Here is a 22,735-nt window from a genome sequence, read left to right as displayed (position 1 = left end):
TCACTTACATCGCCGCGCGTTGTTCTGCGTGACGGCGATCTGACAGCTCTTCGGAAACAAGGAAAGCCAGTTCCAGCGACTGCGACGCGTTCAGACGCGGGTCGCAAGCGGTGTGGTAACGATCCGACAGGTCTTCGTCCTTTACGGCACGCACACCACCGGTGCATTCGGTCACGTCCTTGCCGGTCATCTCGAAATGCACGCCGCCGGGAACGGTGCCCTCGGCCTTGTGGATGGCGAAAAACTCCTGAACTTCGCGCAACACGTTGTCAAACGGGCGGGTTTTGTATCCCGAGGCGGACTTGATCGTATTGCCGTGCATCGGATCGCACGACCAGACCACGTTGGCGCCTTCTTCCTGAACGGCTTTGATCAAACGCGGCAGGTGGTCGCCCACATTGCCAGCCCCAAAACGCGCGATCAGGGTCAGACGCCCTGCCTCGTTTTCAGGGTTCAGCTTGTTCAACAGAACCTTCAGATCCTCGGCCGTGGTGGTCGGGCCGCATTTCAGACCAATCGGGTTGATCACGCCACTGCAGAACTCTACATGCGCGCCGTCCGGCTGACGGGTGCGATCGCCGATCCAGATCATGTGACCAGAGCCCGCCACCATCTGACCCGTGGTCGAATCCACGCGTGTCAGAGCCTCTTCGTATTCCAGAAGCAACGCCTCGTGGCTGGTGAAGTAATCCACCTGCGACAGACGGGCCGAATTGCCACCGTCAACGCCAGCCGCCGACATGAAATCCAGCGTGTCGGAAATACGCGCGGCCATGTCGCGGTACTTCTGCGCTTCCTGACCTTCGGTGAACCCAAGGGTCCAGCTGTGTACGCGATGGATATCGGCAAAGCCCCCTTTGGAAAACGCGCGCAGCAGGTTCAGCGACGCGGCGGCCTGCGTATAGGCCTGCAACATGCGCTGCGGGTCGGGAATGCGGTCTTCCGGAGTAAAATCAAAGCCGTTGATGATATCGCCGCGATAGCTGGGTAGCTCTACACCATCCACGGTTTCCGTGGGGGCCGAGCGCGGCTTGGCGAACTGGCCGGCCACACGGCCAACCTTCACCACCGGCACCTTCGCGCCGTAGGTCAGAACAACAGCCATCTGCAGCAGCACTTTGAACGTGTCGCGAATGGTGTCGGCGCTGAATTCCGAGAAGCTTTCTGCACAGTCGCCGCCTTGCAAAAGGAAGGCTTCACCGCGCGATGCATCGGCCAGTTTAGCTTTCAGACGCCGGGCCTCGCCCGCAAAGACAAGCGGCGGATACTTGGACAGCTGGGCCTCTACAGCGTGCAGCGCGTCCATATCCGTATAGTCCGGCATCTGGATCCGCGGTTTGGTTCTCCAGTCAGATTTTTGCCAGTTGCTCATTGTCTTGCTCCAAGGGGCGGTTAATCAGAGGGGCGCTTATACGAAAATCCCAGCGCCCGCGCCAGATATAAAATCGGACTATAGCCGTGGGGTTTTGTGAAGGTTTCTTGAACTGTTAGCGCCTACATCAGGGGCGGGCGCGTCAAAACAGCTCGAAAATCACGTCGGAACTGGTGTTGTAATTGAACCGCACCACCAGCAGGCCTTCCTCGCGTTCGTGCAACAGGAAGTAACACCAAAGATAGCCTTGTTCGCCCCAATACACGACCAGCTCTTCGCGAAAGCCGGCCTGCATCTCGCGGGTACGCAGCACGGCTTTTCCGGTCAGCGCATAGGGCAAGGCGCGCTTAAGCTGTGCATCCGCTGCGACGATCTCTTCAGGGCTATATTCATCTGCCCCCCCCAGCCGGGATACCTGCGTGCCAAAATCGCGTTTGGCCATATGGCTATCGACAAATTCATAAAACGACTCGCGCGTGGCAAACGGCACATCCTGCGCCATGGGCTGTCCGGGCATCACAATAACGGCGACGAAAAGGGCAATCAGGAAATTACGCAACATAGAGGACCTCCGCTCCATCAAATGCCGGGTGAATTTAACGTCTGCCTTTCGCAACACTACGTCAACGTGCTTTTCTTTTCCAAAAGGTCAAACTAGGCTTTTGTTATAAAAACCAACACGGGAGTCGTTCACATGAAAAAATTGCTGATGGCAACTGCGCTTACAGCTTTGGCGGCAGGGGCTGCCACCGCAGAAGAAGTGAAGCTAGGTATCGCACTGGGCTTTACCGGACCGGCTGAATCGCTGGCGCCGGGCATGGCGGATGGGGCCGAACTGGCCTTGGCGCAAATGAGCGGTGATGCAAATTTCTTTGGGGGGTCGACGATCTCTACGGTGCGTGGCGACAGCAGCTGTGTCGATGCGGGCATCGCGACTTCGGTCGGGGAACGTATGATCGCCGAAGACGTTGACGGTATTATTGGCGCGCTGTGCTCTGGCGCAACCATCGCCATCCTGCAAAACGTGGCCCTGCCTAATGGCATGGTGCTGTTTTCACCCTCGGCAACGTCTCCGGCTTTGACAGATATCGAAGACAATGGCCTGTTCTTCCGCGCCTCGCCTTCGGACGCCCGTCAGGGGCAGGTTCTGGCCGAAGTTCTGAACGAGCGCGGTGTGACCAGTGTCGCCGTGACCTATACCAACAACGACTATGGCAAAGGCCTGGCGGATTCCTTCTCGTCGGCGTTCAAAGCCATCGGCGGCGAGATCACCATTGAAGCCGCTCACGAAGACGGCAAAGCGGATTACTCGGCGGAAGTCGGTTCCATGGCGTCGGCAGGCGGTGAAATGCTGGTGGTCGTCGGCTATCTGGATCAGGGTGGCCCCGGCATCATCCGCGCCGCGCTTGATACGGGCGCATTCGACGCTTTCGTATTGCCCGATGCAATGGTCGGCGACAGTATCTCTGACGCTTTCGGCACCGAGATTGAAGGGTCGTTTGGCACCGTGCCCGGCAGCGACTCGGCGGGAACCGAAGTGTATTTTGAACTGGCCACAGCGGCTGGCTTTGACGGCACCGCCCCCTACTCGTCCGAAGGTTATGACGCGGGCGCTCTGATGGGGCTGGCTATGGCGGCAGCCAAATCCACCGATCCGGCGGTCTACAAGGATTTCGTCTATGCGGTCAGCAACGCCCCCGGCGAGCCGATCCTGCCCGGTGAGCTGCCCAAAGCGCTTGAAATCTTGGCCAATGGCGGCGAGATCGACTATGTCGGCGCGACCGCACTTGAACTGATCGAGCCGGGCGAAGCCGCCGGTGGTTACCGCGAGGTCGAGATCAAAGATGGCGCCTTCACAACCGTGAAATTCCGCTGATCTAACAAAGCATTATCGGCCCGGGCATGACCCGGGCCGTGTTTCTAACGAGGGCCACCAAAAAACCGGCCCCGGGGGATATATATTGATCACAGTTGAAGGTCTGCACAGACATTTCGGCGGTTTTCGGGCCGTTGATGATGCGTCTATTGAAATCCAAACGGGGTCGATCACCGGGTTGATCGGACCCAATGGCGCCGGGAAATCCACGCTGTTCAACGTGATCGCCGGGGTGTTGCCGCCCACAGCGGGCCGCGTGACCATGGCGGGCGAGGACATCACCGGGCTGCCCCCGCACGAGCTGTTCCATAAAGGTCTGCTGCGCACTTTTCAGATCGCGCATGAGTTTTCCTCGATGACCGTGCGCGAAAACCTGATGATGGTGCCGGGCGGCCAATCCGGTGAAAGCCTGATCAACACCTGGTTTCGGCGCGGTGCGATTGCGGCCGAGGAACGCGAACTGGCGCGAAAGGCCGACGAAGTTCTGGCATTTCTGACGATCGACCATCTGGCCAATGAAAAGGCCGGAAACCTGTCTGGCGGTCAGAAAAAGCTTTTGGAACTGGGCCGCACCATGATGGTCGACGCCAAGATCGTTTTTCTGGACGAAGTCGGCGCCGGAGTGAACCGCACCCTTTTGAACACCATTGGTGACGCCATCGTGCGGCTCAACCAGGAACGCGGCTATACGTTTTGCCTGATCGAACACGACATGGATTTCATTGCCCGCCTGTGTGATCCGGTGATTGTGATGGCCGAAGGCAAGGTACTGGCCCAAGGCAACGCCAAGGAAATCATGCAAAACGAAGCGGTGATCGAGGCCTATCTGGGCACCGGTCTGAAAAACAAGATCAAGGAGGAAGCCAATGGCTGATCCCTTCCTGATCGGTGAGGAAATGACCGGCGGCTATGGCGGCGCGGATATCCTGCACGGCTGCACTTTGGCCGTTGAAAAGGGCGAAATCGCGGTGATCGTCGGGCCCAATGGCGCTGGCAAATCCACCGCGATGAAAGCGGTGTTCGGAATGCTGAATATCCACACCGGCCGCGTGGTGCTGGATGGCGAAGATATCACCAGCCTGACCCCACAAGCCCGCGTCGGCAAGGGCATGGGCTTTGTGCCGCAGGTGAACAACATTTTCACCACCATGACCGTCGAAGAGAACCTTGAAATGGGCGCGTTCATCCGCACCGATGACTATCGCGACACAATGGAACAGGTCTATGAGCTGTTCCCGATCCTGCGCGACAAACGCAATCAGCACGCCGGAGAGCTGTCCGGCGGCCAACGCCAACAGGTCGCCGTGGGCCGTGCGTTGATGACTCAGCCGAAACTGTTGATGCTGGACGAACCCACAGCAGGCGTCAGCCCGATTGTGATGGACGAGCTGTTTGATCGCATCATCGAGGTTGCTCGCACCGGCATTTCGATCCTGATGGTCGAACAAAACGCCCGACAAGCGCTTGAAATTGCAGATAAAGGCTATGTTCTGGTGCAAGGGCGCAATGCCTATACCGACACCGGACAAGCCCTTCTGGCCGACCCCGAAGTCCGCCGTACGTTCTTGGGAGGGTAACATGAAAACTATGCTCACCGCCGCATGCATCACCCTCGCTTCTCCTGCTTTTTCAGCCGGGTACGAGTGCGAAATGATCCGCCAATGCCCTGCCGATATGGCCTGTATCGCGTCCATCCTTGAAGCGAATTTGATCTATGACGCTGACCAGTGGACCTTGTTCACCTCGGTCGAAGAAATTCCGATGATCCCCCTGTTTGAAGATGGCCCCGGGCAGTTTGCGTTATCCTCGGATCTTGTGGCGGACTCGGCGTACTTCCTGAGTATCTTTGAGAACGGCCAAGCCATCCTGACCCTGCACGGCTGGGGCGACGGCGCGTTTTCCGTCGTGCACGAGGGCGATTGCAAGGAGTTTGGCGTATGATTGAGTTCCTCAACGCCTTGGTCGCGCTGACCAATTTCGTGATCATCCCGGCCACCGCTTATGGCGCGCAGCTGGCTTTGGGCGCTTTGGGTGTGACGCTGATTTACGGCATCCTGCGGTTTTCAAACTTTGCCCATGGCGACACCATGGCCTTTGGCACCATGGCGACGATCCTGTTCACCTGGTTGTTCCAGTCCGTGGGCATTAGCTTTGGCGCCCTGCCCACGGCGCTGCTGGCCCTGCCCTTTGGCATCGCGGTGACCGCTCTGCTGGTGCTTGGGACGGACCGGGTGGTCTATCAGTTCTATCGAAAACAAAAAGCCGCGCCGGTTATTCTGGTCATCGTTTCCATGGGCGTGATGTTCGTGATGAACGGCCTTGTGCGGTTCATCATCGGCCCCGAGGAAGAACGCTTTGCCGATGGCGCGCGCTTCATCATCAAGGCCCGCGATTTCAAGGAAATGACCGGCTTGTCCGAGGGGCTGGCCCTGCGGTCCACCCAAGCGATAACCATCGTCACGGCGGTGATCGTAGTCGCGGCGCTGTTTTGGTTTTTGAACCGCACCCGCACCGGCAAATCCATGCGCGCGTTTTCCGACAACGAGGATCTTGCGCTGCTGTCCGGCATCAACCCGGAACGCGTGGTGATGATCACATGGGTGATCGTCGCGGCCTTGGCGACCATCGCGGGCACGCTTTATGGATTGGATAAATCCTTCAAACCGTTCACCTATTTCCACTTATTGCTGCCGATCTTTGCCTCGGCCATCGTGGGAGGGCTGGGCAATCCGCTGGGTGCCATCGCGGGCGGGTTTGTCGTCGCCTATTCCGAGGTCACAATCACCTATGCCTGGAAAAAGGTACTGACCTATTTGATGCCCGATGCTCTGGACCCCAGCGGATTGGTCCAGCTGTTGTCGACAGATTACAAATTCGCCGTCAGCTTCATGATTTTGGTGATCGTGCTGCTGTTCAAACCCACCGGGCTGTTTAAGGGGAAATCGGTATGACAACGCGGGACCTTTCGCTTTTCGGTGTGGTGGCTTCGCTGATCGTGCTTACCGGCTTTTTGCAAAGCTGGAACGCGGCGCTGGCGATTGTGAACATGGGGCTGATTTCGGCAATCATGGCCTTGGGGGTGAACCTGCAATGGGGGTTTGCCGGGCTGTTCAACGTTGGCGTCATGGGCTTTGTGGCCCTGGGCGGGTTGGCGGTGGTAATCACCTCTACCGCGCCGGTGCCCGAGGCATGGCAAGCCGGTGGGCCACGTATCGTGCTGGCCCTGCTGTTGGGCGCAGCGACGATCATTGGCGCGATCCTGGCATGGCTGAAATTGCCCCGAGGATGGGGCCGCTCCCTTACGTTGCTGGCCTTGCTGATCGGTGGTTTCTTCCTGTTCCGCGGGGTCTTTGACCCGGCCGTCGACGCCGTCGAGGCCATCAATCCCGCGCTTCAGGGCAATCTTGGCGGGTTGGGCCTGCCGGTGCTGCTGGCATGGCCCGTGGGCGGTTTGCTGGCCGCGATTGCAGCTTGGGTGATCGGCAAGACGGCGCTTGGGCTTCGGTCTGACTATCTGGCGATTGCCACCTTGGGGATCGCCGAGATTTTGATCGCTGTTCTGAAAAACGAGGATTGGCTGGCGCGCGGCGTGAAGAACGTCAACGGCCTGCCCCGCCCCGTGCCCTTAGAAGTCGATCTACAACAAAGTACCGCGTTCGTAGCGCGTGCCGAGGGTCTGGGGATGGACCCGGTCACGGCATCGACCCTGTTCGTAAAGATCAGCTATAGCCTGCTGTTTACCGCGGTGTTGGTCGGACTTTTGGTGCTGGCTCAGCTGGCGTTGAACTCGCCTTGGGGGCGCATGATACGGGCCATCCGCGACAATGAAACCGCGGCCGAAGCCATGGGCAAGAACGTCAAATCCCGCCATTTGCAAATCTTCATTCTTGGCTCGGTCATTTGCGGTATCGCAGGAGCCATGATGACAACGTTGGACGGGCAGCTTACCCCCGGGACCTACAGCCCACTGCGCTTCACTTTCCTGATCTGGGTGATGGTGATCGTGGGCGGCTCGGGCAACAACTTTGGCGCGGTACTGGGTGGATTCCTGATCTGGTTCCTGTGGGTTCAGGTCGAACCGTTGGGCCAATTCATCATGAACTCCGTGACCGCTGGCATGGCCGATGGCAGCGCAGTAAAAGAACACCTTCTGGACAGCGCCGCCCATATGCGCCTGCTGACGATGGGGGTTGTGCTGCTGCTGGTGCTGCGCTTTAGCCCGCGCGGATTGATCCCTGAACGTTGAACTCAAGGTAAGTCAGAGTGGGTAAAGGGCTAATTCAATGGAAAAACTGTGAACGGGCCTGGAACACAGCCATGGCAAATATAGCATGCCCTCTGATCCACGCGGTACCGGACCAGGGACCGTGACAGAAGAAATTCCTTTTGCGCGCCGCTGTAATCGCTACACCTTAAGTTGACTATTACAGCACCTTAGGAGGCACAACGATGTCTCATAGCAGCCTAATTCGTAGCTATGAAATCCCTGATAAAACCCGCCCGATTCCTGAAGACGAACGGGGAATGTGCGGGCCAAGCGCGGAACTCATCCCGTTTAAGCCAGATCGGCTTGAAGCCGAAAATGTCATTGGGCGGCGCGTTGACGAGGTCACTTGCCATATCGGGACGTATGGCATGGGAGGTACGGGCTTTTTTGGAATGAGGCTGGACAGTGAGTGGCTTACAATAGCGATACATGGGGCGGGCAATTGGATAACGGTTGATGGCCTTTTGGTGGAAGACACTTTCTTCGATGATTATGCACGGCCTGAACCATGGATAAATGAAGCGGGTGATCGCTTGAGCCCAGTTCTTGTTGGTAGCAGGATCGTCGCCATCGACGTCACTGCACGTGCGATGCATATGACGTTCAGCAATGGCTCGTCTTTGGATATCAAAGAGGCCGCCGATTACAGGCCGATATTTCAGGGTACAAAACAACCACGCCTGTTTGTGAGTGGGGACGATCTTTGTGACGTCGTCTTTTTGTCACCTACCAGCGAAATTTGGGTCGAATAAGCTCGCAGAGGGGACGCCCTCGATTTCGATCGTACACGAGCTAAAAAAGGCCTCCCAAACGGGAGGCCTTTTCGTTTGGAGCCGCATCACGCGGCCCCAAGCTGCATATGCAATTACAGGTTCAGCAGCGACGCTTCGTGCTTTTTCAGCGTCTTGCGGGCTGCGTGATAATCCTGCAGGCCCTCGGTGGTGGTCAGCTCGGGGAACAGCTCAAAGATTTCGCTGCGCTGAGCATTGCCCATGCCTTTCAGGGTATAGTCACCGGGCTGGAAGCTTTCGGTCCAGGCCCCGTCCGACAGAACCACCTGGTGCTGGTCGAACATGAAGTGGATGTAGGTCAGACCGGCCACATCCAGACGTTCAATGCCCGGCTTGCCTACCAGATGCTTGGCGGCCACCAGAACCTCGTGCTCTTCGAAATAAAGCGAGGTGGTTTCGTTGGCGACCAGAACACGGTGGTTGGGCGAGACGATCATATCGTGCAGCGGCAGGCCTTGGCCCAGCGCGCCAGCGCGGATCAGAACCGGTTTCAGGTGCTGTGCGACGGCCAGGTCTGTGCTGTCCATGCGCTTAGCGCCCAACCAGCGGATTTCCTGAATGCCGTTGTCGCGGGTGATGATCTTGTCACCTTCGCGCAGCTCTTCAACCAGACGTTCGCCCTTGGGGGTCGCGATGCGGGCACCCGGGGTGAAGCACGGGATGACGTTCTCGATTTCCTCGAACTCCATCGTGGTGCCGTCGTTGAAGGTAACGATACCGTCTTCTTTGTCGGCCGAGGTGTAGGTGATGAAATCAACATCCGAGCCAGTCAGGTCCAGCGTGTCATAGTCCACACCGCCCGAGCCACCGTCGACATAGTCGCCGCCGTTGCCGCCCAGGAAGGTATCCTGATCATCGCCACCCGACAGGGTGTCTTCGCCCTCGCCACCGATGATGGTGTCTTTGCCGGTGCCACCAAAGATGGTGTCATCGTCGATACCGCCGTCGATGGTGTCGTTGCCTTCGTCACCATAGATGATGTCATCATCATCCTGACCAAAGATGGTGTCGTTGCCTTCCCCACCGTTGATCACGTCTTTGCCGTTGTTGGGCACCAGATCAACATCATCAGGGATGTTCAGGCTGTCCGGGAAGATCGGGTCCAGACCACCATAAATGGTGTCGTTGCCAGCACCACCGTCGATCGTGTCCGAGCCTTCGCCGCCGACGATATAGTCATCGCCTTCGCCGCCGTCGATGTCATCCTGGTCAAAGCCACCGTCGATGATGTCGTCGCCCTTGCCGCCGATGATGATGTCATCGTCGTCGCCGGTGATGATGGTATCGGAACCGTCGCCGCCATCGACAAAGTCTTTGTCGTTGTCAGGGTCGGCGTCAGCCGGGAACAGACCCGGGTAACCCAGATCGGGCAGCGGGTTACTGCTGAGCGGTGCAGAGGTATCAATGTAGTCATTGCCCTGCTCGCCATAGACTTCGTCGTTACCATCGCCACCCAGAACGGTGTCATCGCGCGAACCAGCGGTGATGTAATCGTCACCGTCGCCACCGTCGATGTAATCAACGTTGTTGCCGCCAGCGATAGTGTCGTCACCGCCTTCGCCGAACAGGCTGTCATCGCCGCCGCCGCCGATGATGTTATCATCGCCTTCGCCACCGTAGATTTCATCGTCACCCGAGAAACCGTCGATAGTGTCGTTGCCGTCACCGCCTTCGATGTAATCGTTGTCAATGCCGCCAATGATGGTGTCGTTGCCATCGTCGCCATACAGCTCGTCATCGCCGCCTTGGCCATAGATGGTATCGTCGTCATCACCGCCGTGGATGATGTCGGCTTCTTTGTTGCCCTGGATATAGTCGTTGCCCGAGCCGCCATCGATGGTGTCGTTGCCTTCGCCGCCGTAAATTTCGTCGTCGCCGCCTTCACCAAAGATGATGTCGTTGCCAGCGCCGCCATAGATCAGATCGTTGCCATCGGCTCCGTCGTCAACAACGGGGACGTCAAAATACACGTCGGTGACGTTGATGCCCGAGTTGTCATGACCGTCCTGCTCGTGCAGGATTTCGATCCGTGCAACAGGACCAGCGATTTCAACCAGCATCGAGTATTTCGCGCTGGTGTCGGATTCATACCCGCCCTGGCTGGTAGCCGTGTCGTCACCCGCCACACCATCGGTATCCGACATGGTCAGTCTTGAACCGCCGGTCAGGGTCACTTCGATGGGGTTGTTGTTTTCGTCGTATGCTTTGATGGTGACAACGCCATCGCCGTCGATGTCATTGACACGGAACGAAACATTTTCAACCGGGTCCGAGAAGTCCAGCGCATAATCACCGTCGTTCCCGTCGCCTTTGGTTTCCGAATAGAACGAGCTGTTGTCGTTCACCGGGTTGCCGTCGGCGTCAATGCCCGAAACATTCTGGGCATCAGTTTCGAACTGGCTGACAGCCGAGCCAGTTTCAGTGATGATCGAGAAAGTGACGTCAACCGAGCCGGTGTTCTGGGTAAAGCCAGACGCATCGTTGTTGTCGCCAAAGTTCGGAGCTTTGTCCCACTCCAGCACCTCGCGCGTGGCCGAACCTGCGCCTGCGCCGCCATAGTTGCTGTCACCATAAATGATGTCGTCGCCGTCGTTGCCTTCAATAGTGTCGGCACCTGAACCGGCATAGACCTCGTCATTGCCTTCGCCGGCGATGATCGTGTCATCGCCACCCAGCGCATCGACAATATCGTCATCGCCCACTTCGCCGGGCAGGATGGCATCACCATTGTCGATCATGTCGCCTTCGGGATCGCCCGTGTAAGCGACGTCGATCAGGTCATCCCCTGCGGTGCCGTCAACCACGCCGTCCAGTTCCGGTTCTGGCGTGGTGAAGCTGATGTTATCAATCGCACCCGAACCGCAAATGGTGATTTCCATGCGCGCGACATTGTCATAGTCGATGGTGACTTCTGCCTGGCCGTTGTTGCCGGTGTCCGGCAGGTAAACCTTACCCAGGTAGTTGTCATTTTCATCATACAGCTTGACGTAGCCGTTTTCCTCGATGTCCAGAATGGTGATCGAGTTCACGGTCGAGGGCTCATCAAAGGTGAATACGAAGGTGCCCCCACCCGCGTTGTCATCCGGGTCCGAACTATCGTTGTCTTCCGACAGGATCAGCACATTGCCCAGGTTTCCTGTTGCCAGGTCTCCGTCGCCGCCGGTCGGGTTGGCAGTGTCGAAAATCATCGGAGCATGCCAAGAGGTGGAGCTGATGGTCACGCCGTCAGCAGCATACTGGTTATTCACAAAATCCCCAGCAGAGAGGTCTTCAAAATCTAGCAGTACATCAGCCATAACTGTCTCCTACGAACAACCGGAACCGAGCCGTTGCGCGATCGGCTCAGATTGCTCCGTAAAGTGCATCGCGCGTGTCATATGAACTGGTGCAGACGCAAGAATGCCGCCGGAAATCACCGGATAGTGCATTGATTTAACGTCCTTTTTCATCGCAGCTTCCCCAAGCTTTGCTTCACCAGTACCCAAACGTGCGACACACAGGACCTAAAGCGGTGCACACGCGAACTATGCCAAACTGGAAGGAAACAAGGCTCAGAGGCGCAGAACAAAAGTTCTACGTCCTCACCCTCCCATCAGGGAGAGCGCGGTATGGCCGTCTTCAGCAGCGAAGACGCAAACAGCGAGCGCACTTAAATCCTTCGCGACGCAGAATCGCGATTAGTGCAGCCGCCCCCATGGCCTATGTAGTCGCCCCCCAGATGGGCAGGTTCTGTATACCGTTGGGTAAGGAGGTCCTCAAAGGAAAAGTGGCGCAAAGGTGGCTAAACCATGCCGAACCGGGGGGGAAATCTGACGCTTTGTCGTCAAATTAGACAGTTTGAAAATCGTTAACTGTTTCTGTTTCAGCACAAGTACACCCAGCACACCCCTTGTTTTACGCGTTTAGACTCTAACGCACCTATCCAAAAAGACAGGTCTGCCATCCGATTGTTCCCAAATCGGAAATAAGGCGGAAATATGGCACAGGGGATTTAACCAAATTAGAAACATTTTTTGGTCACCATGCGACTCACAGGGCCGTTATCGCCAATTCGGAACCAATTTCGGCGTTTCGGTGGGATTAGCGCCATTTCGAAGAATGCCAAAAATTCGAATCAAACCGGGCTGAAACTTCTCTCGCTCGAATCGATGCTGCCCGTCCGTCAAAAGGTGACGTCCGATCAGTAAAATTCCAGTTTTTGGATGGGGTTAAGGGTGCAGCATCCGGCCGTAATCACCACGGGTCTGCAACGCCACGGTCACCGTCTGATCCGTGCGATTGCGCCAATACCAGCCGTGGTTTCCGGTGAAGGCCGCGGTCAGAGTGCCGTCATCGGCCAAGCTGCTGTCCTGAATGGCGTAGGAGTGCTCCTGACTGGCGCTGTCGCCGTGCATATCCACATACACAGCGCCATCGGCCTGCCACTCAAATCCGGCCACTTGCCCGGCTTCCATGGTCAGTTTCACTTCGAACCCCTGCCCCGGCGCCAAGGCATAGCTGAAACTGTCACGCCATCCATCAACCTCCTCAACAGGGGGCTGATCGACGGTCAGCAAAGCCTCAATCCGATCAAGGCGCGCCAATACCTCGGCCAGCATGGGGTCTGTGCCCATGTTCTGTTCCGCCTCAAGCCGCTGTTTGGCCTCACCCATGTTGATCAGGCCCAGAACACCGCCCACGCCGGTCGGGTCGATCCCGTATTCGGCAGGCATCCAGAACATCACCACCAGCGTCGCCCCCGCCGCTGCTGCGCCCAATGTCGCCCCAAACAGGCCGCCAGACCTACCCGGCTTTTTATGAATCGTATCGCGCATTCGTGCTCTCCTAGGCCCAAACCAGCCCTGCGAGTTGAAAGAACATCAGGGCGAACCCTGCGGTCATCAGCACCACATTGGCACCATAGGCCTGTCGGTCAAACGCGGGCATGGCACGCCATTGCGTCATGATCATCAGGATCAGCGACAGGGCGATGATCTGCCCCAGCTCAACCCCGATATTAAACGCAATCAGGTTCAGCCACAGCCCCTGCGCCGCGATCTCATACTCAAGGATCTTGGTCGCAAGCCCCAGCCCGTGCAGCAGGCCAAACAGCCCGGTAGCAAGCTTGGTTGAAGGTTGCACACCAAACCAGACCCGCCATGCGCCCAGATTGTCCAGCGCCTTGTAAACGACGGAAAACCCGATGATCGCGTCAATGACATAGGCGTTGATCCCAACCTGAAACCATACCCCTGTCAGCAAGGTCACTGTGTGCCCAACGGCAAACAGCGACACATAGGTCGCGATCTGGCGAAAGCCGTAAAGAAAGAAGATCACCGCGACCAGAAACAGGATGTGATCATAGCCCGTGACCATGTGCTTGGCGCCCAAATAGATGAATGGCACCAGATGGACGCCGCTGATCCCCTGAATATAGCCCTTGTCGCCCTGCGCCACCGCATGGGCAAGGCTGGGCTCTGCCAGACTCAAAGCCAGCAGCAAACAGGATATGGCAAGGATCAATCTGTGGCGCATGGTGCGCCATCATAGGGCTGTGATCGTGGCGCGGCAGCCAGACCTTGGTCCAAGCCTCGCGGCACCTCAAGAAGGCAATGTCATTGAAAATACTGGTGCCCGAGGTGGGAGTCGAACCCACACGCCCGTGAAGGCGGGGGATTTTGAATCCCCTGCGTCTACCATTCCGCCACTCGGGCCAGTTCGGGCGGTTTAGCCCCTTGGAAAGGCGGGGTCAATCACCCGATTTGCGGATTAAAGCCGCGCAGCCGAGAAAGTATCGCACTGACCGATCTTGCCACTGTCAAAGCCGCGCGCAAACCAGCTTTGACGCTGATCCGAGGTGCCATGCGTAAAGGTATGGGGCATCGGTACCCGGCCCGCGTTGCGCTGCAAGGTGTCATCACCGATCTGGTGTGCGGCATGCATGGCCTCTTTGATATCGCCGCGCTCCAGACTGTCGAACATCGCATCCGCATAGCGCGCCCATACACCCGAGAAACAGTCGGCCTGAAGCTCGATCCGTACCGAGATTTCATTGGCCTCTCTTTCCGAGGCACGCGCCCGCGCCGCGTTGGCCTGCCCCAAAATGCCCAGTTCGTTCTGAACATGATGCGCGATCTCATGTGCCACCACGTAAGCGGCGGCGAAATCACCGCCAGCGCCCAGCTGGCGCTCCATCGTGACAAAGAAATCCGTGTCGAGATAGGCTTTGCGATCCGCCGGACAATAAAACGGCCCTGTCGCGCCCGACGCCCCACCGCAGGGCGATTGCGTGACACCGGAAAAAAGCACCAGCGTGGCTGGCCTGTACTGTCGGTTCAACTGCTGCGCAAAAATCTGGGCCCAGACCTCTTCAGTATCGGCAAGCGTGACCGAGACAAACTGCGCAGCGCGCTGATCGGCCTCGGAAATCTGGCGCGTGGTCGTGGCGGGTTGCTGTTGTTGCAGCAAAGGCGTCACATCCACCCCAAGAAAATAGCCAATCGCCAAGACAGCCAAAAGACCAACACCCCCGACGCCGCCCACGGCCGCGGATTTACCCCGCCCGCGCCGATCTTCGATATTTCGGCTGCCCCGCCGTCCTTGCCACTTCATACCCGTGTCTCCCATTTACGCAGGTCGCCAATTTAACGGGTCAAAACCCGCCTGCCCACCCCCGCTGCACTTGACGCTGCGAACGCAGCATGGTGCATGTGGGCCAATTGATGCGGAGATTTCGATGATCAGAAAACTTTACGACTGGACCATGTCGCTGGCTGACAGCAAACACGCGCTTTGGGCGCTGTTCATCGTTTCCTTTGCTGAAAGCTCGGTCTTTCCGATCCCGCCAGACGTTCTGATGATCCCGATGATCATCGCGCGCCCGTCCAAGGCCTGGCTGATCGCCGCTGTGGCGCTTGTTGGCTCGGTGCTGGGTGCATTGCTGGGCTACTATATTGGCTATGGCCTGTTCGAAAGCGTCGGCCGCCCGGTTCTGGAGTTCTACGGCAAGGACGCCTATTTCGACGAATTCGCCGTCAAATATAACGAATGGGGCGCCTGGGCCGTGCTGATGGCGGGGGTCACGCCTTTCCCGTTCAAGGTCATCACCATTCTTTCTGGCACCACGCAGTTGAACTTTGCGGTGTTCGTTATCGCCTCAATCATCGCGCGCGGGCTGCGTTTCTTTATCGTGGCGGCGCTGCTGTGGAAATTTGGCGCACCAATTCGTGATTTCATCGAGCGCCGCCTGGGCTTGATGTTTGCGCTTTTTGTCGTTCTGTTGCTGGGCGGATTCTATGTGGTGAAATTCTTATGATCACAACACGCAACCTGATGATCGCGCTGGCGGCTGGCGGCTCTATTGCCATCCTGCTTGGCGCCTTTGGGTTTCAGCATATCGGCGGTTTGGCGCCCTGCCCCATGTGTCTGTGGCAGCGCTGGCCCCATGCGATCGCGTTTGTCATCGGGCTGGCGGCGGTGGCCTTGCCTTGGCGGATATTCCCGTGGCTTGGCGCATCCACGATGGCCGTCAGCGCCGGTTTGGGCCTGTATCATTCGGGTGTCGAGCGCAAGTGGTGGGCGGGGCCGCAATCATGCACCGGTACCGGTGCGCTGGATACAAGCAGCCTGCTGGATTTCAACGCCGCACCCACCTTGGTGATGTGCGACGAAATCGCATGGGAGATGTTCGGCCTGACCATGCCGAATTACAATACGCTGGCCTCGATCATGTTCTGCGCGCTTTGGGTGATGGTCGCCCGCGGCGTCAGTGGTAAGTAAGCTCGCCCACTACATTGCGCCATTGCCCCGGCGAGATCAGCTTGCGGTGTGTGAAGCGCACGGAATGGAGCGGTCCGTCCAGTTCGCGCTGCCAAAACTCGATAAACTCGAACAGTTTCGGGTGATCCGGCGCCAGATCGTATTCCTGCCACGTAAACGTGTTCAGCACGTGGGTATAGTCGGGCATATGATAAAAGAATTCAGCGGTCGTCAGCCCATAGCCTTTCAGCATCATTTCGGTCTCGGACATCTGCAAAATATGGCCTCCTTTTTGTTGCTGCTTCCCCCAGCTTGCCAGCTTTGAATTACTTTTCAATAAAAACAGTATCTTGAGCCAATCAGACCTGCGTGAGCAAGGTCAGGCCCGCAGACCCATTGCACCCTAGATACGGGATCAGTTATACTACAGGTCACTATATATAGAGCACGCAGAACGCGCCGGGAGACAACGTGAGCGACACGCCTCAAACCCCTGATAACGAAGATGAAAATCCCACGCCCGCCGTCACCTATGATGGCCCGCGGATCACCATCGAAGAAGAGATGAAAACCTCGTTCATGGATTATGCCATGAGCGTTATCGTCTCGCGCGCGATCCCGGATCTGCGCGATGGGTTAAAACCTGTGCACCGGCGCATCCTCTATGCCATGTATGAAGGCAACTATACGCCCGACAAACCCTACCGGAAGGCCGCGAAACCCGTGGGCGAAGTGATGGGTAACTATCACCCGCATGGCGATGGCGCGATCTATGACGCGCTGGTGCGGATGGCGCAGGATTTCTCGATGTCGCTGCCTTTGATCGACGGTCAGGGCAACTTTGGCTCGATGGATGGCGATAGCCCGGCGGCCATGCGGTACACCGAGGCCCGTCTGGCCAAAGCCGCCGTGCCGCTGCTGGAAGATATCGACCAAGACACGGTCGATTTCCAAGACAACTACGATGGCAAAGAACGTGAACCCACCGCCTTGCCCGCCCGTTATCCGAACATGCTGGTCAACGGCGCCGAAGGCATTGCCGTGGGCATGGCGACGCGTATTCCGCCGCACAATCTGGGCGAAGTGATCGACGCCACCCAGGCGCTTATCGAGAACCCCGATCTGACCTCTGAAGAACTGATGGAGTACATCCCGGCGCCGGATTTCCCCACCGGGGGCACGATCCTGGGCCGTTCAGGCGCACGCAAAGCCTATTTGGAAGGCCGCGGCAGCGTTGTGATCCGCGCCAAGACCCGGATCGAGGAAATCCGCAAAGATCGTTACGCGATTGTCGTCGATGAGATCCCCTATCAGGTCAACAAGGCCACGATGATCGAAAAGATCGCCGAGTTGGTGCGCGACAAAAAGCTGGAAGGCATTTCCAGCATTCAGGATGAATCTGATCGCGTCGGTGTGCGGGTTGTGGTCGAGTTGAAACGCGACGCCACGCCCGAGGTCGTGCTGAACCAGCTTTACAGGTTCACGCCGCTGCAGACGTCCTTTGGCGCCAACATGCTGGCGCTGAACGGGGGCCGCCCCGAGCAGTTGACCCTGCGCAAATTCCTGACCGCTTTCGTGGATTTCCGCGAAGAGGTCGTCGCCCGCCGCACCGCGTTTAAACTGCGCAAAGCCCGCGAACGCAGCCATATCCTGTGTGGTCTGGCCGTGGCTGTCAGCAACGTCGATGAGGTCGTCGCAACCATCCGCGCCTCGGCCGATCCGGCAGAAGCGCGCGAAAAGCTGATGACCCGTCGCTGGCCCGCTCAAGACATCGCCGAATACATCCAGCTGATCGACGATCCCAGCCACAAGATGAACGACGACGGCACCTATAACCTGTCGGAAACGCAGGCGCGCGCGATCCTTGATCTGCGCCTGCAACGCCTGACCGCGATGGGTGTCAAAGAGGTCACGGACGAACTGCAGGATCTGGCCGCGAAAATCCGCGACTATCTGGACATCCTGCGGTCGCGCGACCGGATCATGGAGATCATTTCGGGCGAACTGGCTGACCTGAAAGACAAATTCGCCGTGCCCCGCCGCACCGAGATCATTGAATGGTCCGGCGATATGGACGACGAAGACCTGATCGAGCGCGAAGATATGGTCGTGACCGTCACCTCGGGCGGCTATATCAAACGCACTGCGTTGGCTGATTTCCGGGCGCAAAAGCGCGGCGGCAAGGGGCTGTCGGGCATGGCCACCAAAGAAGAGGACGTGGTGACCACGCTCTTTGTGGCCAACACCCACACGCAACTGCTGTTCTTCACGACCGACGGCATGGTCTACAAGCTGAAAACCTGGCGTCTGCCGCTGGGGGGCCGCACCGCCAAGGGCAAGGCCATCGTCAACATCCTGCCGATCCCGCCGGGGGTGTCGATTGCCGCGATCATGCCGGTTGACCGGGACGAAAGCGAATGGTCGGACCTGCAGATTGTCTTTGCCACCACGGCGGGCGATGTGCGCCGCAATGCGTTGTCGGACTTCACCAACGTTAAATCCAACGGCAAGATCGCGATGAAATTGCCCGAGGATGTGCAGATGGTGAACGCCCGCATCTGTACCGAGGATGACGATGTCATGCTGGTCACCCAATCGGGCCGCGCCATCCGCTTCCGCACCACCGATGTGCGGGTGTTCAAAGGCCGCGATTCCACCGGCGTGCGCGGCGTGAAACTGTCGGGTGATGACAGCGTCGTATCGATGTCAGTGATCCGCCACTTCGAGGCGACCGCCGAAGAACGCGTGGCCTACCTGAAACAACGCCGTCTGGTTGCGGGCGCCCCGGATGAGGCCGAAGAAGAAGAGGCCGAAGCCGGGCAACTGTCGCCCGAGCGCTATGCTGAAATGTCGGCAGCCGAGGATCTGATCCTGACGATCACGTCGGGCGGTGCAGGTAAGCTCAGCTCTAGCCATGATTACCCGGTGCGCGGGCGTGGCGGCCAAGGTGTGGCGGCAATGGACAAAGCCATGCGCGGCGGTCTGCTGGTGGCCTCGTTCCCCGTGGAAATGGATGACCAGATCATGCTGGCGACCTCTAAGGGGCAGTCGATCCGCTGCCCGGTTGATGGCATTTCGTTCCGGTCGCGTTCGGCTGGCGGTGTGAAAGTCTTCGACACCGGCAAGAACGAAGAAGTCGTCTCGGTCGCGCGTATCGCCGATCAGGGCGAGGATGAAGAAGAAAGCTGACAAAGGGCCGCGCCTGACCCTGGGTGGGCGCGACAGCAATTGTCTTTCAGGCAGTTTATCTCTCGATCAGCGCGCAACCTGACGGTTGGCACTCGCTCTCAAATGCGCCCTCCCATGGGGAGGGTCGGGCGCGGCCCGGGCTGGTCGCCCGTGCCAGTTCCTAAATTCCCCCTCTTTCGCACTGTGCAATCATCGGCTACATCCGCGACATGACAGACACTCTCCATATCATCGGCGGCGGCATGGCCGGGTCCGAGGCCGCTTGGCAGGCCGCAAACGCGGGCCTGAACGTGGTCATCCACGAAATGCGCCCGCAGGTCGGCACCTTCGCGCACCAAACCGGCAATCTGGCCGAAATGGTGTGTTCAAACTCGTTCCGGTCCGACGACAGTGAACAAAACGCCGTGGGCCTGTTGCACTGGGAAATGCGTGCCGCTGGTGGATTGATCATGGAGATGGCCGACAAACACCAACTGCCCGCAGGCGGTGCGCTGGCTGTGGATCGCGACGCCTTTGCCGAAGGCGTAACCGAGCGCTTGCGCGCCCACCCAAACGTCCGGGTTGAGGAAGGTGAGATCACCGCCCTGCCCGACGACGGCCACTGGATCATTGCCACCGGCCCGCTGACCTCGGGCACTCTAGGTCAGGCGATTGCCGCAGAAACCGGCGCCGACGCTTTGGCGTTTTTCGACGCCATCGCGCCGATTGTTTATGCCGAAAGCATCGACATGGACAAAGCCTGGATGCAGTCGCGTTACGACAAAGGTGAGACCGAGGAGGAGCAAAAAGCCTACCTCAACTGCCCTATGGACAAAGACCAGTACGAGGCCTTCATCGACGCGCTTCTGGCCGCCGATAAGACCGAGTTTCATGAGGGTGAAACCGCGGGCTATTTCGACGGTTGCCTGCCGATTGAGGTCATGGCCGAACGCGGGCGCGAAACCCTGCGCCACGGGCCAATGAAACCCGTGGGCCTGACCAACCCGCATCAACCCGATGTCAAAGCCTATGCCGTGGTGCAGCTGCGCCGCGACAACAAGCTGGGAACGCTGTTCAACATCGTTGGTTTCCAGACCAAGATGAAATACGGCGCCCAGACCGATGTATTCAAAATGATCCCCGGTTTGGAAAATGCCCGCTTTGCCCGTCTGGGCGGCATCCACCGCAACACATTCCTGAACTCGCCGACGTTGCTGGACGCGGAAATGCGTTTGAAATCAAAGCCAAACATTCGGTTTGCCGGGCAGATCACCGGAGTTGAGGGCTATGTGGAAAGCGCCGCGATGGGCCTGTTGGCGGGGCGTCTGGCCGTGGCGGAAATGCAGGGGCGCACCTTGCCGCCCGTGCCTGAAACCACCGCCACCGGCGCGCTGGTCACCCACATCACCGGCGGGGCCGAGGCCAAAACCTTCCAGCCGATGAACGTGAACTTCGGCCTCTTCCCACCGGTAGAGGGCCTGAAGGGCGGGCGGCGTGGCCGCAAGGACCGGTACAAGGCCTATACCGACCGCGCCAAGGCCGATTGGCAAAGCTGGCTTGATCAATGATCACCCGGTTTGCACCGTCCCCGACCGGGCCGCTGCATCTGGGCCATGCCTATTCCGCATTGTTGGCCCATGACACCGCGCGCGCGGCGGGTGGGCAATTCTTTCTGCGGATCGAAGACATCGACAGCACCCGCTCGCGCCCGGAATGGGAAACGCAAATCTATGAGGATTTGCAATGGCTTGGCATCACATGGGATGCCGATCCCATGCGCCAGTCAGACCGCATCCCCGCCTATCAGGAGGCCCTACAAACCCTGTGGGACCAAGGGCTGATCTATCCCTGTAGCTGTAGCCGCCGCGATATTGCCGCCGCCGCCAGCGCCCCACACGAAGGTGAACCGGTCTATGGCCCTGATGGCTTGATCTATCCGGGCACCTGCCGTGCGGAACCGACTGGCGAAATGCCTATGGGTCAAGCGCTTCGGCTGAATATGGCCAAGGCCACGGAGCGGCTGAGTGCGCCCTTCAGCTTCACGCAAACCGGCACAGGCACTATCACCACATCGGCGCAGGATCTGATCGAAGGCGTCGGTGATATCGTCCTTTCCCGTCGCGATTTTCCTGGCTCTTACCACCTGTCGGTGGTGCTGGACGACGCGGCGCAAGGCATCACCCATGTCATTCGCGGTGAAGACCTGTTTGAAGCCACGCAAATCCATGTGGTCCTGCAACAGCTTTTGGGGCTTGAAACACCGGTCTACACCCACCATCGCCTGATCCGCGATGACGCGGGCAAACGTCTGGCAAAACGCGATGACGCCCGCGCCATCGCGACCTATCGACAGGCCGGGGCGACCCCGGCCCAGATCAGGGAAATGGTTGGGCTTTAGACGCCCGCCAGCTTGGCCAGACGGGCCTCGCGCAGCTGCGCGAAATCATCCCCTGCGTGATAGCTGGAGCGCGTCAGAGGTGTGGCCGAAACCATCAAGAAGCCCTTGCCGAACGCGGCCTTTTCGTAGGATTTGAACTCTTCAGGTGTCACGAACCGATCCACAGCGTGGTGTTTCGGCGTCGGCTGCAGATACTGGCCGATGGTCAGGAAGTCGATATCCGCGGCGCGCATGTCATCCATAACCTGATGCACCGCCTGCTTGTCTTCACCCAAGCCAACCATGATCCCGGATTTGGTAAACATCGAAGGGTCAAGTTCTTTCACGCGCTGCAACAGGCGCAGCGAATGGAAATAGCGCGCACCCGGACGCACCTCAGGGTACAGGCCCGGCACGGTTTCAAGGTTGTGGTTGAACACGTCCGGCTTAGCCTCCACGACGATCTCCAATGCGCTGTCATCGCACTTCAGAAAGTCGGGGGTCAGAATTTCAATCGTGGTGTCTGGTGCGCGATGCCGCACTGCGCGAATGGTCTGGGCAAAATGGTCAGCCCCGCCATCACTTACATCGTCACGATCCACCGACGTGATAACGACGTGGTTCAACCCAAGCTTTTTTACAGCGTCGGCCACACGGCCGGGTTCGAACACGTCCAATACGTCGGGTTTGCCGGTGGCGACGTTGCAGAAGGTGCAGCCACGGGTACAAATCTCGCCCATGATCATCATGGTGGCGTGGCCCTGGCTCCAGCATTCGCCGACATTGGGGCAGCCCGCCTCTTCGCATACCGTCGTAAGCCCATGATCCCGCATAATTTTATGGGTCTCACGATAGCCTTCCGACGTAGGTGCCTTGACGCGAATCCAATCAGGTTTCCGCGGCTGGGCATTGTCGGGGCGATGCGCCTTTTCGGGGTGGCGTTGCTCGGGGATATTTAGATCACGCATGGGCTTCCCTTCCAGATCATCCCTATTTAGCGAATCTGCCCAGAAATGTAACGCCCCAATTCGCATAGCGGCTTTGTGACCCAGTTCTATCGGTCACATCTTGAGGTAAACTTGGAATCAATCTAAGAAATTCCGCAATGCAGCGTCGCAAGCCCCGACAGCCAGCGACAATCCACAGT

At 58.3% G+C, this 22,735-nt stretch carries 20 protein-coding genes and 1 tRNA gene; 12 read left to right on the top strand and 9 right to left on the bottom strand.

What is annotated here, in order from left to right; genetic code table 11:
* Positions 1-4: 4 nt before the first annotated feature.
* Together ATO10_RS02820 and ATO10_RS02815 are read right to left on the bottom strand one after the other, a co-directional pair.
* Positions 5-1,372, bottom strand: coding sequence for a class II 3-deoxy-7-phosphoheptulonate synthase (locus ATO10_RS02820; RefSeq protein ID WP_035247706.1), 1,368 nt, complete (start codon positions 1,370-1,372; stop codon positions 5-7).
* A 142-nt stretch (positions 1,373-1,514) separates the two neighbouring features.
* Positions 1,515-1,934 (bottom strand): hypothetical protein, encoded by a 420-nt coding sequence (locus ATO10_RS02815; protein WP_035247703.1) that lies wholly within the window; start codon positions 1,932-1,934, stop codon positions 1,515-1,517.
* Between the two features lie 132 nt (positions 1,935-2,066).
* On the opposite strand from ATO10_RS02815, the gene ATO10_RS02810 reads away from it, so the two are divergent.
* From ATO10_RS02810 to ATO10_RS15850, 7 genes are all read left to right on the top strand, one after another.
* Positions 2,067-3,248, top strand: a complete 1,182-nt coding sequence (locus tag ATO10_RS02810) for an ABC transporter substrate-binding protein (protein WP_035247701.1) — start codon at positions 2,067-2,069, stop codon at positions 3,246-3,248.
* A gap of 85 nt (positions 3,249-3,333) precedes the next feature.
* Complete coding sequence (locus ATO10_RS02805; RefSeq protein ID WP_035247698.1) at positions 3,334-4,122, top strand: ABC transporter ATP-binding protein; 789 nt, start codon at positions 3,334-3,336, stop codon at positions 4,120-4,122.
* Positions 4,115-4,825, top strand: coding sequence for an ABC transporter ATP-binding protein (locus tag ATO10_RS02800; protein ID WP_035247695.1), 711 nt, complete (start codon positions 4,115-4,117; stop codon positions 4,823-4,825). The genes ATO10_RS02805 and ATO10_RS02800 overlap by 8 nt, the downstream gene beginning before the upstream one ends.
* Position 4,826: 1 nt before the next feature.
* Positions 4,827-5,189 (top strand): hypothetical protein, encoded by a 363-nt coding sequence (locus tag ATO10_RS02795; RefSeq protein ID WP_035247693.1) that lies wholly within the window; start codon positions 4,827-4,829, stop codon positions 5,187-5,189.
* Positions 5,189-6,199 (top strand): branched-chain amino acid ABC transporter permease, encoded by a 1,011-nt coding sequence (locus ATO10_RS02790; protein WP_035248323.1) that lies wholly within the window; start codon positions 5,189-5,191, stop codon positions 6,197-6,199. The genes ATO10_RS02795 and ATO10_RS02790 overlap by 1 nt, the downstream gene beginning before the upstream one ends.
* On the top strand, positions 6,196-7,494 hold the full coding sequence (locus tag ATO10_RS02785; RefSeq protein WP_035247692.1) for a branched-chain amino acid ABC transporter permease: 1,299 nt from the start codon (positions 6,196-6,198) through the stop codon (positions 7,492-7,494). Before ATO10_RS02790 ends, ATO10_RS02785 begins: the two co-directional genes overlap by 4 nt.
* 203 nt (positions 7,495-7,697) lie before the next feature.
* Complete coding sequence (locus tag ATO10_RS15850) at positions 7,698-8,267, top strand: hypothetical protein (RefSeq protein WP_051597900.1); 570 nt, start codon at positions 7,698-7,700, stop codon at positions 8,265-8,267.
* Positions 8,268-8,380: 113 nt separating this feature from the next.
* On the opposite strand, the gene ATO10_RS16575 is transcribed toward ATO10_RS15850, so the two are convergent.
* The 5 genes from ATO10_RS16575 to ypfJ all read right to left on the bottom strand — a co-directional run bounded on the left by ATO10_RS16575 (position 8,381) and on the right by ypfJ (position 14,897).
* Positions 8,381-11,602: a Hint domain-containing protein gene (locus ATO10_RS16575; RefSeq protein ID WP_238323344.1), complete on the bottom strand. Its 3,222-nt coding sequence runs from the start codon at positions 11,600-11,602 to the stop codon at positions 8,381-8,383.
* A 912-nt stretch (positions 11,603-12,514) separates the two neighbouring features.
* A complete protein-coding gene (locus ATO10_RS02770) occupies positions 12,515-13,120 on the bottom strand; it encodes a hypothetical protein (RefSeq protein ID WP_035247691.1) in 606 nt (201 codons plus the stop codon).
* A 10-nt stretch (positions 13,121-13,130) separates the two neighbouring features.
* Positions 13,131-13,820: a HupE/UreJ family protein gene (locus tag ATO10_RS02765; protein ID WP_035247690.1), complete on the bottom strand. Its 690-nt coding sequence runs from the start codon at positions 13,818-13,820 to the stop codon at positions 13,131-13,133.
* A gap of 93 nt (positions 13,821-13,913) precedes the next feature.
* Positions 13,914-13,999, bottom strand: a tRNA-Leu gene (locus tag ATO10_RS02760).
* Positions 14,000-14,054: 55 nt separating this feature from the next.
* Positions 14,055-14,897 (bottom strand): KPN_02809 family neutral zinc metallopeptidase, encoded by an 843-nt coding sequence (ypfJ, locus tag ATO10_RS02755; RefSeq protein WP_035247689.1) that lies wholly within the window; start codon positions 14,895-14,897, stop codon positions 14,055-14,057.
* Between the two features lie 124 nt (positions 14,898-15,021).
* Between ypfJ and ATO10_RS02750 the strand changes: the two genes are divergently transcribed.
* Positions 15,022-15,600, top strand: coding sequence for a YqaA family protein (locus ATO10_RS02750; RefSeq protein WP_035247688.1), 579 nt, complete (start codon positions 15,022-15,024; stop codon positions 15,598-15,600).
* Positions 15,597-16,064, top strand: a complete 468-nt coding sequence (locus ATO10_RS02745) for a disulfide bond formation protein B (RefSeq protein ID WP_035247686.1) — start codon at positions 15,597-15,599, stop codon at positions 16,062-16,064. Before ATO10_RS02750 ends, ATO10_RS02745 begins: the two co-directional genes overlap by 4 nt.
* Here the strand turns inward: ATO10_RS02745 and ATO10_RS02740 are convergent.
* Positions 16,051-16,320 (bottom strand): usg protein, encoded by a 270-nt coding sequence (locus tag ATO10_RS02740; protein WP_035247683.1) that lies wholly within the window; start codon positions 16,318-16,320, stop codon positions 16,051-16,053. The genes ATO10_RS02745 and ATO10_RS02740 overlap by 14 nt on opposite strands.
* A gap of 194 nt (positions 16,321-16,514) precedes the next feature.
* Between ATO10_RS02740 and gyrA the strand changes: the two genes are divergently transcribed.
* The 3 genes from gyrA to gluQRS all read left to right on the top strand — a co-directional run bounded on the left by gyrA (position 16,515) and on the right by gluQRS (position 21,609).
* Positions 16,515-19,232, top strand: a complete 2,718-nt coding sequence (gene gyrA / locus ATO10_RS02735) for a DNA gyrase subunit A (protein WP_035247679.1) — start codon at positions 16,515-16,517, stop codon at positions 19,230-19,232.
* Positions 19,233-19,441: 209 nt separating this feature from the next.
* Positions 19,442-20,779 (top strand): methylenetetrahydrofolate--tRNA-(uracil(54)-C(5))-methyltransferase (FADH(2)-oxidizing) TrmFO, encoded by a 1,338-nt coding sequence (trmFO, locus tag ATO10_RS02730; protein ID WP_035247676.1) that lies wholly within the window; start codon positions 19,442-19,444, stop codon positions 20,777-20,779.
* Positions 20,776-21,609, top strand: a complete 834-nt coding sequence (gluQRS, locus tag ATO10_RS02725; protein WP_035247673.1) for a tRNA glutamyl-Q(34) synthetase GluQRS — start codon at positions 20,776-20,778, stop codon at positions 21,607-21,609. The genes trmFO and gluQRS overlap by 4 nt, the downstream gene beginning before the upstream one ends.
* On the opposite strand, the gene lipA is transcribed toward gluQRS, so the two are convergent.
* Positions 21,606-22,556, bottom strand: coding sequence for a lipoyl synthase (lipA, locus tag ATO10_RS02720; RefSeq protein WP_035247670.1), 951 nt, complete (start codon positions 22,554-22,556; stop codon positions 21,606-21,608). The genes gluQRS and lipA overlap by 4 nt on opposite strands.
* Positions 22,557-22,735: the final 179 nt, after the last annotated feature.

Source organism: Actibacterium atlanticum (assembly GCF_000671395.1).
GTDB lineage: Bacteria > Pseudomonadota > Alphaproteobacteria > Rhodobacterales > Rhodobacteraceae > Actibacterium_D > Actibacterium_D atlanticum.
The sequence above is the reverse complement of the archived record's forward strand: the minus strand, read 5'-3'. Positions and strand labels throughout refer to the sequence as shown.